The sequence below is a fragment of the Pectobacterium versatile genome, from assembly GCF_003932035.1.
Lineage (GTDB): Bacteria > Pseudomonadota > Gammaproteobacteria > Enterobacterales > Enterobacteriaceae > Pectobacterium > Pectobacterium versatile.
This window is the reverse complement of sequence record NZ_CP034276.1, coordinates 3471866-3488667: the sequence shown is the minus strand read 5'-3', so window position 1 is coordinate 3488667 and position 16802 is coordinate 3471866. Positions and strand designations below refer to the sequence as shown.

Annotated in this window: 12 protein-coding genes; 3 read left to right on the top strand and 9 right to left on the bottom strand. The window is 52.3% G+C overall.

The features are described from left to right. Positions 1–240 precede the first annotated feature (240 nt). Positions 241–1431: a NupC/NupG family nucleoside CNT transporter gene (locus tag EIP93_RS15840; protein ID WP_029368774.1), complete on the bottom strand. Its 1191-nt coding sequence runs from the start codon at positions 1429–1431 to the stop codon at positions 241–243. Positions 1432–1695: 264 nt separating this feature from the next. Here EIP93_RS15840 and EIP93_RS15835 point away from each other — a divergent pair, with 264 nt between their 5' ends. Next, a complete protein-coding gene (locus tag EIP93_RS15835; RefSeq protein ID WP_125232956.1) occupies positions 1696–2661 on the top strand; it encodes an aldo/keto reductase in 966 nt (321 codons plus the stop codon). Positions 2662–3049: 388 nt separating this feature from the next. On the opposite strand, the gene EIP93_RS15830 is transcribed toward EIP93_RS15835, so the two are convergent. The 6 genes from EIP93_RS15830 to EIP93_RS15805 form a co-directional block, all read right to left on the bottom strand. Further along, positions 3050–3391, bottom strand: a complete 342-nt coding sequence (locus EIP93_RS15830; protein ID WP_010301002.1) for a glucose PTS transporter subunit EIIB — start codon at positions 3389–3391, stop codon at positions 3050–3052. A 151-nt stretch (positions 3392–3542) separates the two neighbouring features. Then, complete coding sequence (locus EIP93_RS15825) at positions 3543–5603, bottom strand: beta-galactosidase (RefSeq protein ID WP_125232955.1); 2061 nt, start codon at positions 5601–5603, stop codon at positions 3543–3545. A 46-nt stretch (positions 5604–5649) separates the two neighbouring features. Beyond that, positions 5650–6864 (bottom strand): glycoside hydrolase family 53 protein, encoded by a 1215-nt coding sequence (locus EIP93_RS15820; RefSeq protein ID WP_103160315.1) that lies wholly within the window; start codon positions 6862–6864, stop codon positions 5650–5652. Between the two features lie 35 nt (positions 6865–6899). Continuing rightward, positions 6900–7748 carry a sugar ABC transporter permease gene (locus EIP93_RS15815; RefSeq protein WP_039474975.1) on the bottom strand — a complete coding sequence of 283 codons (849 nt, stop codon included), beginning with the start codon at positions 7746–7748 and terminating at the stop codon, positions 6900–6902. Positions 7749–7760: 12 nt separating this feature from the next. Beyond that, positions 7761–9077: a carbohydrate ABC transporter permease gene (locus EIP93_RS15810; RefSeq protein ID WP_052237766.1), complete on the bottom strand. Its 1317-nt coding sequence runs from the start codon at positions 9075–9077 to the stop codon at positions 7761–7763. 87 nt (positions 9078–9164) lie between these two features. After that, on the bottom strand, positions 9165–10397 hold the full coding sequence (locus EIP93_RS15805) for an extracellular solute-binding protein (protein ID WP_039486443.1): 1233 nt from the start codon (positions 10395–10397) through the stop codon (positions 9165–9167). A 494-nt stretch (positions 10398–10891) separates the two neighbouring features. On the opposite strand from EIP93_RS15805, the gene EIP93_RS15800 reads away from it, so the two are divergent. Then, entirely contained in the window at positions 10892–11974 is a 1083-nt protein-coding gene (locus EIP93_RS15800; protein WP_103862480.1) for an ABC transporter ATP-binding protein, read from the top strand. A 511-nt stretch (positions 11975–12485) separates the two neighbouring features. Here EIP93_RS15800 and EIP93_RS15795 read toward each other — a convergent pair. Both EIP93_RS15795 and galR read right to left on the bottom strand, forming a co-directional pair. Beyond that, positions 12486–13793 (bottom strand): maltoporin, encoded by a 1308-nt coding sequence (locus tag EIP93_RS15795; RefSeq protein ID WP_103940891.1) that lies wholly within the window; start codon positions 13791–13793, stop codon positions 12486–12488. 484 nt (positions 13794–14277) lie between these two features. Further along, complete coding sequence (galR, locus tag EIP93_RS15790; protein WP_040031480.1) at positions 14278–15288, bottom strand: HTH-type transcriptional regulator GalR; 1011 nt, start codon at positions 15286–15288, stop codon at positions 14278–14280. Positions 15289–15752: 464 nt separating this feature from the next. Between galR and galT the strand changes: the two genes are divergently transcribed. Continuing rightward, complete coding sequence (gene galT, locus EIP93_RS15785; protein ID WP_103971606.1) at positions 15753–16793, top strand: galactose-1-phosphate uridylyltransferase; 1041 nt, start codon at positions 15753–15755, stop codon at positions 16791–16793. Positions 16794–16802 lie beyond the last annotated feature (9 nt).

Here is a 16802-nt window from a genome sequence, read left to right as displayed (position 1 = left end):
TGGATTACTCTCTCCAGGTTGCACGGGAAGCACGGCGTAGCCGCATACTTCACGCTGCATGTGCGTTGGCTGTCATACCCAGCACGTTATTAGACCAATGGCCTTATTTTACTAGTTTAAACAAGGGATGCCGGACAAAAATGAAGGAATTATGGAAGATATGTCAGGGTTTGTAGGAAAAAGAATCCGGCAGCACAAGGCTGCCGGATAGAGATAAAAATTTTATAACGTGATGAAGGATTACAGCACCAGACCGGCGATAGCGGCGGAAAGGATGCTCACCAGCGTAGAACCGTAAACCAGTTTCAGGCCAAAACGGGAAACCACGTTGCCCTGTTGTTCGTTCAGGCCTTTAATCGCGCCAGCAATAATACCGATGGACGAGAAGTTGGCGAAGGACACCAGGAACACAGACAGGATGCCCACGCTGCGTGGAGACAGTTCGCCTGCTACTTTTTGCAGTTCCAGCATCGCCACAAATTCGTTAGAAACCAGTTTGGTTGCCATGATGCTACCAACCTGAAGGGCTTCGTGAGACGGGATACCCATGATCCAGGCGAACGGATAGAACACGTAGCCGAGGACTTCCTGGAAGCTGATGCCAAAAATGGCGCTGAAAATCGCGTTGACTGCGGCAATCAGTGCAATGAAGCCGATCAGCATCGCTGCAACGATAACGGCCACTTTGAAGCCTGCCAGAATGTATTCGCCCAGCATTTCAAAGAAGCTCTGATTTTCATGCAGATTACCCAACTGCAATTCCTGCTCTTCACCGACTTTGTAGGGGTTAATCAGCGACAGCACGATGAAGGTACTGAACATGTTCAGAATCAGCGCGGCAACCACGAATTTGGCATCCAGCATAGACATGTACGCACCGACGATAGACATCGAAACGGTCGACATGGCGGTCGCGGACATGGTGTACATGCGTTTTTCGGACATCTTGCCCAGAATGTCTTTGTAGGCAATGAAGTTTTCTGACTGGCCGAGAATCAGTGAACTGACTGCGTTAAAGGATTCCAGTTTACCCATGCCGTTCACTTTGGACAGAACCGTACCAATCGCGCGGATGATGATGGGCAGCACTTTAATGTGTTGCAGGATACCGATCAGCGCGGAAATGAAGACGATAGGACAGAGCACTTTAAAGAAGAAGGAAATCAGGTTCTTCTCACTGTTAACCATGTCACCGAATACGAAGTCCGTCCCTTGACCTGCAAATCCGAGTAGTTTGTCGAACAGCGCTGCGACCCCTTTGACTGCGCCTAACCCAATGTCGGAGTACAGGAAGAAATAAGCGAGCAAAATTTCGATGACGAGTAACTGAATAATAAAACGAATACGAATACTTTTACGATCGCGGCAGACGAGTAGTGCCAGCGCCGCAACAACAACCAGCGCCAGAATAAATTGCGCGATATGGGACAGGGACATGTGTGCTCCAAATATGAGGCAGGCCTAATTTTCCACGTCATTTTATGTAACGCGTGCATTAAAAATGAGAGGAAGAACGCAAAAAAACAATTATACCTTGGGATTTTATCTAAACTAAATGCTACGTCTCGTTATTCGCACTTTTCTGGTCATTCATTATTCTTATTCCACAAAGAAAGTGGCGTCGCCCTACTTGAGGTTGCAGGTAGGCGGAGGTTTTTCATGATGTTTTCTGCATGATTCAAAAGGAGAGTGATTATGTCAGTATCAGATACCACACGTGAGCTTGGACGTTCTGGGATCGTGGTTCCACCTTTTTCTTTCGGCGGTAATGTCTTTGGCTGGACGGTTGACGAATCGATGTCGTTCAGCCTGTTGGATGCGCTGCTGGCGCACGGGCTGAATTTCATTGATACCGCCGATGTTTATTCGCGCTGGGCTCCCGGCAATCAGGGCGGTGAATCTGAAACGATCATCGGTAACTGGCTGAAAAAAAGCGGCCAGCGTGACAAGGTCATTCTCGCTACCAAAGTGGGTATGGATTTAGGCGATGGCAAGAAAGGGCTGTCTCCCCGCTATATTCGACAGGCGGTCGAGGCCTCGTTACAGCGTTTGCAAACTGACTACATCGATCTCTATCAGGCACATACTGACGACAAAGATACACCGCTGGAAGAAACGCTGGCCGCGTTTGATGCGCTGATTAAAGAGGGCAAAGTGCGCGCGATTGGGGCGTCTAACTACAGTGCGGCGCGTCTGGCTGAGGCGCTGAAAGTCAGTAAAGCCAACCATCTGGCGCGTTATGAAACGCTACAACCGGAATACAATTTGTACGATCGGCAGGGTTATGAAGCCGCGCTAGAACCGCTGGTGCGTGAGCAGGGGATTGGCGTTATTAGCTACTATTCGCTGGCTAGCGGGTTTCTGTCGGGCAAGTATCGTCAGCCGAAGGATGCGTCGAAAAGCGCACGCGGGCAGGGCGTTGTAGAAAAATACCTGAACGAGCGGGGTCGCACCATTTTGGAAGCGCTGGATAGCGTGGCGAATGCGCATCAGACGACGCCATCGCAGGTCGCGCTGGCCTGGCTGATTGCACGTCCGAGCATCACTGCCCCAATCGCCAGTGCGACGTCGCTGGAGCAGGTCGCCGAACTGGCGAGTGCCACGCGACTAGTGCTGCCAGCAGAAGATATCGAACTGTTGAATCGCGCGAGTCGCTATTAGGAAATTGATACCTTTGAAATGGTGATTTGTATGCGGACGTGAAGATGGTTTCGTGCGCCATCATACCGCCATTTTCATGCTACCTCGTAGCACGCGCCCGACATAGGGGGCTACGCCAGCCCCCTATGAACCCCGGCTTTTGGCGGGAATTATGCCGCTTACGCGGTGCCATCGGTGTTCATGACCGCTAATCGAGCCACCAGTGACGCGTTCCCGACGCGGCACTGGTTTTCGCGACGTCCTGTCGCTCACTCGGCGGTCAAGCCCACCGCTGCATAATTTTTACGCCAGATAACGGCAAGATACTCATACATTTACAACATTTATCGCGCACGAAACTGCCTCAATAGTGACATGAAAAGTGACTAAGAGACCATGCCTAAAACCACTATCGCGCTTCTGCACCATCATCCTCAAACCAGGCGGCTAACTCGCGGCGCAGGTTATCCGACTGAGTGCCGAAGATGGCCTGCACCTGATGGCCGACGATGATCACGCCGATAGCGCCCAGTTTTTGCAGACTGTCGCTGTTAACCAGCCGCAGGCTGTGAACCTCGACCCGCAGGCGGGTGATGCAGGCATCCAGACTGACGATATTTTCTTTGCCGCCAAAGGCGGTTACCAGTTGCTGCAAGTTTTCTTTGTCTAGCGGTGAAGCGATTTCAATCTCGGTAATTTGCTTACCCAACATTGATGCGAACAATTTCCGAAAATTGTGAATCTTGCCCATCGTAGTCACCTCTTCGTTTGTTTATCAGCGTGCGTATGATAATGCCGTTCACGTAACATTACTGTTAGGCGACACACGGTGATGAGGTTCCGTAGGAACCTCTGCACCGCGCTCGCCCGGTATCGTTATGCTTAACCGACAAGCATGAGCCTTACTGTAGCGCGCGGCGTAGGATCCGGCAGCCGTAGCCTGACAGGTCGAGCACCCCTGAAAGCGTGCTGCCCGTCGTCATTTCCTCGTAGGTGGCAGGCAGCGCGATCTGTTGCGGTGTTGCCGTGTAGTTCTGTACGAAGATGAACTCGCTTTCTCCGTCATCGCGGCGATGAGCGACAATGCCGTAGGGCAGGTCGGTCGGCAGCGCACGCGGTAGATCCAGCATCTGTATCAGCGTGGTGAAGAAATCACGCTGGAAGGCGAGATCGTTGCGCGATGCGATGTAATAGGTCTGCCCTTTGCCGTAATCATTGACTGTAACGGCCGGACGACCCGCGTAGAAATCGCTGTCATAGGTTGCCAGCGCCCGCGCGCCTTCCAGATGAATTAGCTCGCACAGGTGAGTGACCTGATACGGGCCGACCAGACGTTGCTCGTTGCCGTCCAGACCGCTGATGCTGTTGCTTTCATGATCGTACAGCCCATCGATTTCCTCTGCCCAGATCCCCATGATCGGACGCAGCGGGCCAGGGAAACCGTTTTGGTGACACAGATCGGTTTCGTTGACGATGCCAGACCAGTAGGTGGTGACGAAGCGACCGCCTTGTTTGACGAAGGCATCGACACGTTCGGCAAAGCCATCGCGTACCATGTAGAGCATCGGTGCGATCACGAGCTGATAACCGCTGAGATCGACATCGGCGTTGATGATATCCACCGCCACGCCCTGTTCCCAGAACGTACGATAATGCTCGGTGACAGTTTTTTCGTAGAACAGCCCCGCGTTGCGCGGCCCTTGGGCGTTATCCATTGCCCAGCGGCTTTCCCAGTCGAAAATGATGGCGACTTTGGCGTCAACCCGACTGCCCGCTACCGGTGCGAGTTTGTTGAGTATGTCACCCAATTCCTGCACTTCACGGCCAACGCGGGTGTCGATATGTCCGACATGATCGACGACGGCACCGTGGAATTTTTCAACGGAACCGCGGCTCTTACGCCACTGGAAATACTGCACGGAGTCTGACCCGTGCGCGACGGCCTGAAGCGAAGACAGGATATGCATGCCCGGCTTTTTCAGTTTGCTGATCGGCTGCCAGTTGGTCAGGCTTGGCGTTGACTCCATCAGGTAGAACGGTTTTCCACCTTTCAGCGTACGCATCAGATCGTGATACATCGCGGTGTAGGCGCCCAGCGTGCAGTCATCTTCCGCGTTATGCCACAGCGGGTAGCTGTCCCAGGATACGAAGTCGATCACCTTCGCCAACTGCCAGTAGTCGTAATCATAGAAATATTCCATGAAGTTCGTCGTCGTTGGCAGAGACGGGTTTTCGGCTTTTAGCGGTGCAATTTCGGCGGCACAGAAATCGCTGACCTGTGAGGTGTTAAAGCGTTTCCAGTCCAGATTCAGGCCGTGGATGGATACTTCACCGATGGGCGACGGGGGTTCTAACTGTGACCAGTCGGTGTAGGTGTGGCTCCAGAAGGTACTCCACCACGCTTTATTCAGTGCGTCTATCGTGCCGTAGCGCGCTTTCAGCCAGCTCTGGAAGGTGCTGCGGCAGGTATCGCAATGGCACTCGCCGCTGTATTCGTTGGAAATATGCCAGCCGATCACCGCAGGATGGTGCGAGTAACGCTTTGCCAACTGGGTGTTGATTTGTTTTACTTTCTCGCGATAGTTCGGCGAGCTCAGGCAGTGGTTGTGGCGACCGCCGTGCAGCGCTTGCACGCGGTTGCTGCCTACACGCAGTACGTCTGGGTATTTCTGCGATAGCCAAGCCGGGCGTGCGCCGCTCGGTGTTGCCAGAAAAACGAAGATACCGTTGGCATACAGCGTGTCGAGGATGCCATCCAGCCAGCCAAATTCGTAGCGACCTTCTTCCGGCTCAATCCCAGACCAGCTGAAAATGCCCACGGACATGACGTTGCACTGGGTCTGCTTCATCATCTCAATGTCTTTTTCCAGAACCTCTGGGTCGTCCAGCCATTGGTCAGGGTTATAGTCTGCGCCGTGCAGCAGAACAGGCACTTTGCTGCTTAGCGGGGGGAATTTGAACATCGTTCTCTCCTAAACGGGTTGTCACGCTCTGAATACGGTTTACGACTTACTTAAACGCTTTGATGGAAGGTAGTACGTTGCCTTTGCAGTCGAACAGCGCCTGATTTTCCCGCGCGTTGCCTTCTTTCCATTCGTCGTTGTTGTATTTCATACCCGCTTTCGTGGCCCAGGTTGCGCCGGGGGTAGGCAGCCAGATTGGCTCCCAATAGAAGACGCCTTTGCCGCGCTGGTTGGGTACGTTGATGACGCTTTGCATCAAATCGTGCAGGTAATTGGCCTGACCCTGAACGGAAGCGGGGTAACCGCCGGCATCCAACTCTTTTTGCTGGAAGCTGTTTTCCGCGTTATCGCAGTTTTCCAACGTGTAAGCATAGGCGGCTTCAACCACGATGATGTCTTTATTGTAGCGTTTGGTGACGTCGTTCATGTTGTACTGCAACGCGCTGATGGGGCCGTTCCAGTAGGTGTAGAACGAGGCACCGATGACATCAAACGGGACGTTACGTTTGACGATTTCATCGAACCACCAGATAAAGGTGTCGTTTTTGGTGCCTTCCGCCAGATGCAGCATGATCTTGACGTTATTCGCGCCCTGTACGTCCTTCACGCCCTGAATACCGGCTTTCAGCATCGCCGCGAGGCGATCGAATTCGCCACCACCCTGACCCCAACTTTTTCCTTCCGGCCACAGCATTCCGCCGTTCAATTCGTTACCGATCTGCACCATATCCGGCATGACGCCCGCTTTCTGGAATTCGCTAATGGTGGCTTTGGTGTAGTCATGTACGGCAGTCGTGAGCTGCGCTGCGTTTAGGCCAGACCAGGCTTTAGGCTTGTTTTGGTGAGCCGGATCGGTCCAGAAATCGCTGTAGTGGAAATCCAGCAGCACTTTCATTCCGTTCGCTTTGGCGCGTTTAGCCAGTGCCAGCGTGGTAGCCAGATCGTTGTTACCGCCGCCGTAACCGTTGCCCGCTGCATCTTTCGGATCGTTCCAGATGCGCAGACGGATATAGTTAATGCCGTTCTCTTTCAGGATCAGCATGGCATCTTTCTGTTTGCCATGTTCGTCATAAAATTTTCCGCCGTGCTTTTCCACCTCGTTCAGCATGGAAATATCCGCGCCTTTAATGAAATCGGCAGGGACGTTCGTCAACTTATTGATCGTCACATTCTCTGCGGCATACAGGGTTTGCGGCAGGGAGAAGGTCAACAGGCCAGTTGCCAGCATGGCGGCCATCAGTACGCGTTTTTTCATTTTCATTTTACGTTCCTGGAATAGGTACAGATGTTGAGTTATTACCCTTTGGTTCCGCCTGAGGTCAGGCCGGAAACAAAGTACTTTTGCAATGAAAGATAAAGAATGGCGACCGGGACCGCGATCAGTACGGCTCCAGCGGCGTAGGTGGTGTAGCTGGCTCCCATCTTCTGCGAGACCAGGTTGTACAGCCCGATGGGCAGCGTGTACTGATCCGGCGTGCGCAGTATGGTGCTGGAGAGAATGAAGTCGCCCAGCGGGCCGGTAAACGAGAACAAGGCGATCACCGCGATGATCGGTTTGGACAGCGGCATGATGATCTCGATAAAGATGCGGAAGTTGCCTGCACCGTCCATACGTGCGGACTCATCCAGATCTTTCGGAATGGCATCCAGATAGCCTTTCATCAGATAGGTATTCATCGGGATCATGCCGCCGACGTAAACCAGCACCAGCGCAATATGGCTGTTCACCAGCCCCAGCATCTGCGCCAGTACGAAGATGGCGATCAGCGCGGAGAACTGCGGGATCATCTGCAACAGCAGAAACAACATCAGCCCATTCTGGCGGCCGCGAAAGCGGAAGCGAGAGAAGGAATATGCGGTGAAACTGACGCTGACGAGCGTCAGAATCATGGTCAGGAAGCTGATTTTCATCGAGTTCCAGTACCATGCCGCGTAGTCAATCTGGCCGTTAAACAGCTCCTCATAGTGAATAAAGGAGAAGTTATCTGGGATGATCGAGGTGTTGAGCAGGCTGTTGCCGGGGTTCAGCGACGCGCCAACCGTCCAGATCAGTGGATAAATAATGATGACTGCCACGATCGTCAGCAGCAGGTAGGTCAGGCCGAGTTTGATAAAATTCTGGCGTTTAACGCTGTGCTTTTTCATCTGCGCGCTTTCCTATGCCATGTTGTCTTGTTTGAAGGAATTAGTGGCGCGGAACTGCCACAGCGCGACGCCCACGACAAAAATCGACAGCAGAATGGTGATGCTGGCTGCGATCGCATATTGGGAAGAAGACATGGTCAGCTTATAAATCCAGGACACCAGAATATCCGTCCCGCCCGCGTTGGAGCCGATCACCGCCGGTCCGCCGTTGTTGAACAGATAGATGATGTTGAAATTATTAAAGTTGAACGTGTACTGCGTGATGATGATCGGTGCAATGGAGTAGAGCACCAGCGGCAGCGTGATGGTGGTCAGCTTGTACCAACTGCTGGCGCCGTCAATGGTTGCGGCTTCGTACAAATCGTCAGGAATCGCCTGCAATACGCCGGTGGTCATGGCGAATACAAACGGGAAGCCTAACCAGGTTTGCATCAAAATCAGTGCGGTTTTGGTCCAGAATGGATCGGTCATCCACGCCTTGGGTTCAATCCCCAATGCGGCCAGAATGCCGTTATTAATCACGCCAAACGTTTCGTTAAACATCCCCGCGAAAACCAGAATAGTGACGAAACCCGGCACCGCCCACGGCAGGATCAGAATGGTGCGGATCAGCGGTTTGAAACGCAGCCCTTTCTGGTTCACCAAAATCGCCAGCAGGATGCCCACGGCGCACTGGAGTGTGGTCGCAATCAGCGTCCAAATCACCGTCCATTGCAGCACGTCAAAGAATGTCGAACGCCAGAGATCGAGCCGGAAGATGTTGATAAAGTTCGTCATCCCTACCCAGTCGACCAGCTTGGCGGGCGGCGTGTGGTAGAGGTTGTAATTGGTAAAGGCGATGGAAAAACCGAAAATAATCGGGAAAACCACGACAAAGACCAGCAAGATGAAGCCGGGGGTGATCATCAGATAAGGGAAGCCTTCGCTCAGCAGCATCTGATATTGCTTCTTCACGCTATTCAACGGCAGACCTTTATCGCGTCTGGCACCGCACGCGTAGGCATCGCGCAGGCTCAAATAGTAAACGCCGACGCCAAAGGCGGCGACGATCACGCTGATAATGCCTTTTGCCAGCAGAAAAATAGAGTGATCGCGCGGCAGCTCAGTGCCCAGCGTGATGAGCCCCCAGGCGCCGTTTCGCAGGAAATCATGGAATATGCCGATGAAGCAGACCATGACGATAAAGAAAAGCGCGCCTTTGACGAACTGGCGATTATAAATCTGTCCGAGTCCGGGGATGAGCGCCAGCAATACAGCCGTTCTGGCGTGGCGACATCCTCTCTCTTGTGGCGTAAGGCCGCTGGCGTTGACGGTCACATCTACCTCCATTTTCTTAAAAACATGGGTATCCCCACATCCCGAAACCAATTGGGGATAAATAAGGGATCCCATGTTGACCCACGATGGTGTGGGGGATTACTGGTTACTGTGGTTAGCTTCGATCTGCATTTTGATAATCTTCACGGCAGATTCCAGCGCCGCTTTGGTGTCCTGCTTGCCAGTTACGCTCAGTTGCAGCGCGCTGTTCGCTGGCGTCCAGACTTCCTGCATTTCCGGTACGCTCGGCATAGGAACGGCATAACCAGACTGGATCGCGACAGCACGGGATTTTTCGTCATCCTTAATCAGCGGATCGTCAACCAGCGCCGCGATCGGTGGGATTTCGCCAGTTAACTGGAAGCGAATTTTGGCGTACTCAGGCTGATTGATGAACTCAATGAATTTCTGCGCTAGCTCTTTGTTTTTAGAGTAGGTGGAGATGCTGTAGCCTTTCACGCCCAGCAGCGAACGTGGATGCTCGCCGTTTGGCAGCAGCGGCAGTGGGGCGACGCCATAGTTTACGCCTGCGTTTTTGTACGGCTGGAACGCCCACGGGCCGGTAATCACGGCAGCGGCTTTTTTCTCGGTAAACAGGGAGTCGATGGCGTTAGCGCCGGTTTCACCGACGATGCCCGGCGGGAACAGGCCATCGGCGTAGAATTTCTTGATGTAGTTGACGGCATCGATGGTGGCTTGTTTATCCAGACCGATGTCTTTTACGTTCGGTGAACCGTTGCTGTTCTGCCCGAAAATGTAGCCACCCATCCCAGCGATGACGCCATAGGCGTAATAAATTTCGTCAAATTTCGCCAGCAGGCCATAGCGGCCTTCGGCACGTTGCTGTTTGGAGAAGGTGAACAGGTCGTCGAATTTTTCCGGCGGCTGTGGCATCAGGTCTTTGTTGTACACCAGCACGGTGGTTTCAACGGCTTTCGGAACGCCATACAGCTTACCGTTATAGGTTTGTGCTTCCAGTGCCGGTTTGGTGAAACTCGACAGGAACGTCTGGTCCAGCTTCAGTTCGCTGATCAATCCCTGAACCACGGCGGTACCCACCTGATCGTGTGGCATCACGATCACATCCGGGCCAATTCCTGCTGGGCCATCCAGACGGAGTTTCTCAATCTGCTGCGCGTAGGGCGTTTCCAGCACTTTGATTTTGACATTATTCTGTTTTTCAAAGGCTTTGATCGCGTCGGCGATGCCATCAGATTTCTTGATATCTTCCCACACCAGAAGTTCTTTGTCGGCTGCCAGCGCTGATTTGCTGAGTACGCCGGTGATACCCAGTGAAATCATAATGACGGTGGTCAGTGTTTTCATTTTCATCATTAGTCCTCAAAGCCCTGGTGGGCCAATCATGGTCGGAAATTGTCGCGTACTTTCCCGTTTTCAGCGTTTTTGCTGTCCCTGTGCGATGTTGGTGTAACGTTACATCACACGGCAGTACACCGAAGGGAATGAGGCATCTAACAGTACACGTTGTTTGGCGATCGTCGCTGTGTGGCGCTTGACGCTTTGTTGCGCGTTTTCCACAAACTAGGATAACGGTTACACCAATGGCGATTACATTAAGCAGAGTGCGCCACGTCTGCCAGCGAAACATGTAAAGGCTGTGATCTTATGCACAAAAGTAACCCCCTGTTTGTGCAAACGGTTACACCATGCTGTTATATTGCAATTATGACCAGCGTGCAGGTAAAACCTGGCCGGATGCTAATGCGTCTGGAAGGGCTACCTAGCCATTTTGAGTAGACGACCACTGGGCCGTTGTGACTCAGCGCTTATATCCTGAAAAGCAAAATTATCAAGAGGTTACCGTTATGGCGTCGATCCAGTTGGATAGAGTGAGTAAGCATTTTGGCAAAACGATTACGCTTCACGATGTGAATCTGACGATTGCGGATGGAGAGTTCGCCGTTTTTGTTGGGCCGTCTGGCTGTGGTAAGTCGACGTTGCTGAGAATGATTGCCGGGCTGGAAGATGTCACGGGCGGTGAAATCATGATTGATGAGGCAGTGGTGAATGATGTTGCCCCCGCTCACCGTGGTGTGGCGATGGTGTTCCAGTCTTATGCGCTGTACCCGCACATGACCGTCGCTGAGAATATGGGCTACGGCCTGCGCGTGAATGGCGTTCCGAAAGACCAGATTAAGCACCAAATCGAGATGGTGGCGAAGACGCTGCAACTGTCTCACCTGTTGGAGCGCAAGCCGAAGGAGCTATCCGGTGGGCAGCGCCAGCGTGTAGCGATAGGGCGCGCCATCGTGCGTAACCCGAAAGTGTTCCTGTTTGATGAGCCGCTGTCGAACCTGGATGCAGAGCTGCGCGTGGATATGCGATTGCACATTGCCAAGCTGCATCAGGAATTGAAAACGACGATGATCTACGTGACGCACGATCAGGTCGAAGCCATGACGCTGGCCGACAAAATTGTGGTCATGAATTACGGCAAAGTCGAGCAAGTGGGATCGCCGATGGAGCTTTATTATCATCCGGTTAACCAGTTTGTCGCGGGCTTTATCGGCTCGCCAAAAATGAATTTCCTGCCTGCGCAGGTCATCGATTGGACGCCGGATAGCCTGACGGTGAATGTTGCCGAGCAGTTGCAGCTTGAGCTGCCGATTCGCACTGGCGAACTGACCGTTGGCAGCACGATAACGCTGGGGCTGCGGCCGGAACACGTGTCACCGGAAGGTAAGGGGATATCTCTGTCATTCGGTTGTGAAGTCGTCGAACGTTTAGGTAACAGTACCTACCTGTTCGGACAATGCTGTGGCATCGATAACTTCAAACTTCTGCTGGCGGGCGACAGTGCCTTCAAGCCTTATGAACATATTGAGGTCTTCTTCTCCCCGAATAACTGTCTGGTGTTCAACGCTGATGGCCTGCGTATCAGTGAGTAGTTAAGTTTTTGAATCGCTTGATCTGAATAGCAAAACCCCTACTAAACAGCGCCCGCGAAGGGCGCTCAACCTTAATTGCTGCTGATAAAATCATCTGTCTCTCAATATTCCGCTGTTTTGGGTTTCTCTGGCGTAAAAAATTGCGCTGAGGTGGGCGTGGCCGTCGGGTGAGCCGCATGGATGCGGCGAAAGGCAGTGCCGCGTCGGGAACGCGTCACTGCCGGTCCGAATATCGGCCACGAACGCCGAAGGCATCGCGTAGCGACGCAATTAGCGCCAAAAGCCAGTGGTCAAGGAGCTGCGGCAATTGAGCGCTCCTTGTCGGGCGTGTGATGAAATCACAGATTTGCTCGGTAGTTAACACGCACGAAATTTTCGCACTACCACACAGGATGCAGTGAACATTTTACAGCGGATACTATCCGCAACAGAAAAAGGCTCTCGGTAGAAAGCCTTTTGGGAAACGCCCGACGGGAATGATGGGCCCGTCGGGCTGAGGGTTAGTGCGGTATTACCACCAGGCTTCTGCCTGAATACCGAAGTTCACTGCATTGCTGCGAGCGTCGTTGAAGGTGTTGCGGTTTTCATTTCCACGGTTTTGGTAAGAAACGAAGAAGCGCAGTTCCGGGCGTGTCATCATGGGAATATCGGCGGTGAAGGCGTGTGCCAGCGTGTATTTCTCACCACTGTATTTGGTTTCTGTACCCGCTTTCCAGCTATCTTTTTTCTGATATGCGCCGGCTTCCAGATAGGTTTTTTGGTTCTTGGTCCAGACATATTGGCCGCGACCTACCGCAGACAATAATTCTGTGCTATCGCGCCAGCGGCTGATTTCATCCGCTTTACCGTAGGTCAGAACATGGCTAAGAGAAATAGTATCCGTGATCGGCAGATCACCGGTCTGAATGACGCGGTAGCCTTTGGCGCTGCCGTTGACGTTCCAGACGTCATACCAACCGCCGCCCTGATCGACCATGTTGTGCGCCAGCCCTTTGTCGGCATATTGCAGCACCAGTTTCTGGCTGGATTTGAGGCCAGAGAAGTAGTGGCTGAGTTCGCCCGTGATCATCATCGAGTTTTTAGGATCGAATTTTTGGTCTTCTGCGAGAAACGCATTTTTCTGCGTGTCCGCCTCATTCGGCATCGCGTAGGAGATACCGAACTCCGTCCACGCGCCGTCCCACGGCTTCCAGCCTGCATAGCGCGCATCCAGATAGTTGATATTCAGATCGTCGTAGGTGTCTATTCTTTTTTTACATTCGTCAGTATTGGCGTCGCAGCCTAAGTTAATTTTCATGTTTTCAGCATCGGCACGGATCCAGGCAAACGAGAATGCACCTTCACCGGCTTTGACGTTTTCGATCCCGGCCCCCGCACCGGAGATATTCCAGTATTTGGTATCGATGATGTGCAAGTCATGACGCTGATAGTAGCGTTTCCCCGCCCAGACCGTGGCATCCGGCAGTCCAGGTACAAAGCCTTTTGCCTGAAGGTTTAACTGGCGCAAACCAAACTCGGCATCGTCATTTTTTGTCGTTTCATTATCGTTCGAGCCATTGGAGAACATGGAAATCATGCTATCGAAGTAAAACGTTTTCCCATTTTCGTTATACAGCTGCTGCCCTAATTGGATTTCGCCGTAGGTGTCATCTTCGTTACCTAATCTTCCCACATAACTTTTATCGGCTGCCTGTTGTTTTCCGTGGTTTGATGCACCCACGCCAGAACGGAAGTATCCTGAAAAATCAACAGAATAAGAAGGGGTTGCCAGCATTGCCAAACTCAGCGCAATGGATGTCGTCAGCAGTTTTCTTTTCATAATATACCTTTCGCTTATTCGGGTAAGAATGTGGATGTTCCAAATAACATGACGTGAACGGAGGTAAAACGTTTCCACTCATGGCGAAGGATTATGGGGGAATAAAATGGCGCGTGACATGATTGTTCTCACAAAATACAAAAGAGTTACACCAATATTTACACTGATGTAACGATGTTACAGGTGGTATTTTGATTGTTTATCAGTACTAGAGCGGTGTTATTTGCTGCGTAATGATGTGTAACTGGTTACACGTTTTTCTGGCGCGTCTAAAATGCAGCATAAAATTTTTTTATGTCAGAATCGGTGGCGTTACATAAAAGGAGTGATGCGATGCCGAGTAGGAAACATTTTTGGAATAGAGGGAAAGGAGGTTAGTTAAAAGGAAAGCGCAAACAAGGGGGGAGGTCAGAAGGCAATGATGTCGCTACCTGCCTGATGCAAATGAGTATTGCGTCAGGCAAGCGACGTTGGTGAAAGGCGACTACTTCTTACGGGCCGGGGGACTCACCGAATGGCGGCGTACCAGCGTCGGGCTAAACATATTCGTGGTTTCACTGAGCTGTTTACCGTGAGATAGCGCGATGGCTAATTCTGCGGCCTGAATTGCCATGGCGGAAACCGGATAGTGCACGGTGGTCAGGCGAGGGCGAAGGTAGCGAGCGATCAATACGTCATCAAACCCAATCACCGACATATCCTGCGGTACGCTGATGCTGTTATCACTCAGGACGGAAAGCGCGCCTGCGGCCATGGAATCGTTGTAACACACGACTGCTGTCATGTTGCCGCCCCGACTCAGCAGCTCCATCATGGCAGATTCGCCGCCCACTTCGTCCGGCGAGGCGCGGGCAATGAGGCGTTCATCCCGTGCGATGCCGTGCTCTTGCAGCGCATCCACATAGCCTTGCAGACGGTCGGCGGAGTCGGAAATTTGGTGGTTAGAACAGAGAAAACCGATCCGCTGGTGCCCTTCCTGAATTAAATGACGCGTTGCCAGCCAAGAGCCATAGCGATCGTCGAGCGCAACGCAGCGGTTTTCATAACCGGGTAACGTGCGATTGATGAGCACCATGTCAGGAATGTGGCTCATCAGCGCTGCCAGTTCTTCATCTGAAAGCATCTTTGCATGCACGACTAGCCCGGAACAGCGGTGGCGAATTAACTGTTCAATGGCTTTCTTTTCCTGCTCGGCATTGTGATAGCCGTTACCAATCAGCAGAAAGTTGCCGGTTGCCTGGGCAATTTGTTCGACAGATTTAACCATCGTCCCGAAAAAGGGATCGGATACATCCGCGACAACCAGCCCCATAGTCTCTGCACTTTGATGCGCGAGCGCTCTGGCATTGGCGTTCGGATGATATTGCAGCTCCGCCATGGCCTTGTGTACGGCTTCCCTTGACGCAGTACTGGCTTTGGGCGAGTTATTAATCACGCGCGAAACCGTAGCGACTGATACACCTGATAGACGAGCAACATCCTTTATTGTGGCCATTGGCATTCCTGAGCGGTCAAATGCGTGGTGAGGCGGACCGCAGCCTAACGCACACGTTAAAAGAAAAAATCGATTACTTATATTTATAAATGTACAGGTTTTTGGAGGATGTTACCTATCCGACCACCTTTCCTTTTTGATCCAGACCGTACTTATGTGATCGCTATCAACAATCATCGGTCATTTCTCTCTTCCAAAATACCATTTCGGGGTTTAAATTTAGGGTAACCGATTACACTCATGTGGTGGCTAAACGATAGCTGACTATCTTTCTTTAGCATTATTACAGCTATTTTATCCATGCCATAGTGTGAAACTGATTACATTAAGGGGTTTTTCTGGCTGAGTTTACGGACTGAGCTGATGCCTCTTTCAGATCTCTGACGGACTGTTAGCGCCATACAATGGGTTGCGGATGGTGCCGCGGTTGTACCGAATTTGTGTTTTGTATTGAGGAATAGCTTATGCAGTTTGAGCCGACTGAACATCCGCATCGCCGTTTTAACCCGCTGAAAGGCGAGTGGATTCTGGTTTCTCCGCATCGCGCCAAACGCCCCTGGCAAGGGCAGCAGGATGAACCGGATCGCGCCACGCCGCCGCCTTACGATCCGACCTGCTATCTGTGTGCGGGTAATAAACGTATTACTGGCGATATCAACCCGCACTATCAGGGCACCTTTGTTTTCACGAATGACTTTTCGGCTTTGATGGAGGACACGCCGGAGGCACCGTCGGGCGATGATGAGCTTTTCCGCGTGCAGCAAGCTCGTGGCGTCAGCCGTGTCATCTGTTTTTCTCCCGATCACAGTAAAAGTCTGCCGCAGCTTTCATTACCGGCGCTGAAAGCGGTGATCGATACGTGGAGCGATCAGACTGAAGAACTGGGCAAGCGGTATCCGTGGGTTCAGGTCTTTGAGAATAAAGGGACGATGATGGGGTGCTCCAATCCCCATCCGCACGGGCAGGTTTGGGCTAATGATTTTCTACCGAACGAAGTACAGCGTGAGGATGAGCAGCAGCGAGACTATTTCTCCCGTCACGGTTCGCCGTTACTGCTGGACTACGTTCGCCGCGAGCAGGCTGACGGTTCGCGCATCGTGGTGGAAACGGAACACTGGTTGGTGGTTGTCCCGTACTGGGCGTCGTGGCCGTTTGAAACGCTGGTGCTGCCCAAGTTCGCTGTACAGCGGTTGCCACAGCTACATGACGTTCAGCGTGACGATCTGGCGCTGCTCCTGAAAAAGCTGACCAGCCGTTACGACAACTTGTTCCAATGTTCATTCCCTTATTCGATGGGGTGGCATGGCGCGCCGTTCAAGGGTGATGACATCGCACACTGGCAGCTGCATGCCCATTTTTATCCCCCGTTATTACGTTCTGCCAGCGTGCGCAAATTTATGGTTGGCTATGAAATGCTGGCTGAGGCACAGCGTGATCTGACGGCAGAGCAGGCCGCTGAACGTTTACGCAGCGTGAGTGATATCCATTTTCGTGAGCAAATTTGAGGTCATTTT

Coding starts and splice junctions, on each gene's coding strand:
- EIP93_RS15805 (WP_039486443.1), bottom strand. CDS start 10,397: ATGAAAATGAAAACACTGACCACCGTCATTATGATTTCACTGGGTATC.
- EIP93_RS15825 (WP_125232955.1), bottom strand. CDS start 5,603: ATGTTCAAATTCCCCCCGCTAAGCAGCAAAGTGCCTGTTCTGCTGCAC.
- EIP93_RS15830 (WP_010301002.1), bottom strand. CDS start 3,391: ATGGGCAAGATTCACAATTTTCGGAAATTGTTCGCATCAATGTTGGGT.
- EIP93_RS15835 (WP_125232956.1), top strand. CDS start 1,696: ATGTCAGTATCAGATACCACACGTGAGCTTGGACGTTCTGGGATCGTG.
- EIP93_RS15815 (WP_039474975.1), bottom strand. CDS start 7,748: ATGAAAAAGCACAGCGTTAAACGCCAGAATTTTATCAAACTCGGCCTG.
- EIP93_RS15820 (WP_103160315.1), bottom strand. CDS start 6,864: ATGAAAATGAAAAAACGCGTACTGATGGCCGCCATGCTGGCAACTGGC.
- galR (WP_040031480.1), bottom strand. CDS start 15,288: ATGGCCACAATAAAGGATGTTGCTCGTCTATCAGGTGTATCAGTCGCT.
- galT (WP_103971606.1), top strand. CDS start 15,753: ATGCAGTTTGAGCCGACTGAACATCCGCATCGCCGTTTTAACCCGCTG.
- EIP93_RS15800 (WP_103862480.1), top strand. CDS start 10,892: ATGGCGTCGATCCAGTTGGATAGAGTGAGTAAGCATTTTGGCAAAACG.
- EIP93_RS15810 (WP_052237766.1), bottom strand. CDS start 9,077: ATGGAGGTAGATGTGACCGTCAACGCCAGCGGCCTTACGCCACAAGAG.
- EIP93_RS15795 (WP_103940891.1), bottom strand. CDS start 13,793: ATGAAAAGAAAACTGCTGACGACATCCATTGCGCTGAGTTTGGCAATG.